Consider the following 818-nt stretch of genomic DNA (forward strand, 5'->3'; position numbering starts at 1 on the left):
TCAACAGTTCGCTTAGGCATGGAAGTTTTGCGGCATTCTGGCTACACAATAACAAGGGAAGACTCACTCGTGGCTGCAACCCTGCTTACTCAAAATCTATTCACACATGGTTACGTTTTGGGGAAATTATGAGGGGATCTCTCAGTGCTCAGCATGTTTGAGTGCTTTACTCGCCGCGGGTTGAGAAATATGTAAAACTTCAGCCGCACGCGTTAAGGAACCACAAGTCATTACAGCATAAAAGATATCGAGATGTCTTAATTTCATTCCATGTAGCCTACTGATTATTTATTTCTACGGACTATTCTAACGAATAAAGTATAAATAATCAGATATACTCGTCATAATTCAAATTTTGGTTTAGTTGTCACGAGAATTAATTCGTAAACGTGCAAGCTAAATAGATTGACTAGGGGAATATACGGGGTAAGAAAGCGGCTCGGCATACTGCCCTATAATAAATTGTTAGGAGAAGTACGCCGAGTAGTGTGTAGCTATTAGGTAAAGTATGTACCAATTTCAATAAATATTTTAATTAAGATACTGTTTGAAATATCAACAATAAAGGCACCGACCATAGGAACGACAAGGAAAGCTTTATGTGATGGTCCAAATGCTTTTGTGACTGTTTGCATATTCGCAATTGCTGTTGGTGTTGCTCCCATACCAAAGCCCTGAGGGATCCCCTCATAATTTCCCCAAAGCACAACCATGTTTGAATAGATTTTGAGCAAGCAGGGTTGCAGCCGCGAGCAAGTCTTCCCTCGTTATTGTGTAGCCAGAATGCCGCAAAACTTCCATCCCTAAGCGCACTGTTG

1 protein-coding gene and 3 pseudogenes are annotated in these 818 nt (G+C 40.8%); 1 reads left to right on the plus strand and 3 read right to left on the minus strand.

Annotated features, from left to right (window positions below; all coding sequences use genetic code 11):
• Positions 1-132: pseudogene (locus tag DZ860_RS23815) on the plus strand (IS4 family transposase); the annotation flags it as partial.
• 9 nt (positions 133-141) lie between these two features.
• Here DZ860_RS23815 and DZ860_RS23820 read toward each other — a convergent pair.
• The 3 genes and pseudogenes from DZ860_RS23820 to DZ860_RS23830 form a co-directional block, all read right to left on the minus strand.
• Positions 142-267, minus strand: coding sequence for a LysR family transcriptional regulator (locus tag DZ860_RS23820; protein ID WP_001303004.1), 126 nt, complete (start codon positions 265-267; stop codon positions 142-144).
• A 230-nt stretch (positions 268-497) separates the two neighbouring features.
• A pseudogene (locus DZ860_RS23825) lies at positions 498-674 on the minus strand (sodium/glutamate symporter); the annotation flags it as partial.
• A gap of 13 nt (positions 675-687) precedes the next feature.
• Positions 688-818, minus strand: a pseudogene (locus DZ860_RS23830) (IS4 family transposase); the annotation flags it as partial.

The organism is Vibrio sinensis (genome assembly GCF_003605645.1).
GTDB lineage: Bacteria > Pseudomonadota > Gammaproteobacteria > Enterobacterales > Vibrionaceae > Vibrio > Vibrio sinensis.

What these genes read in the sequence shown, in the direction of transcription:
- DZ860_RS23820 (WP_001303004.1), bottom strand. Translation starts at nt 267, where the DNA reads ATGAAATTAAGACATCTCGATATCTTTTATGCTGTAATGACTTGTGGT.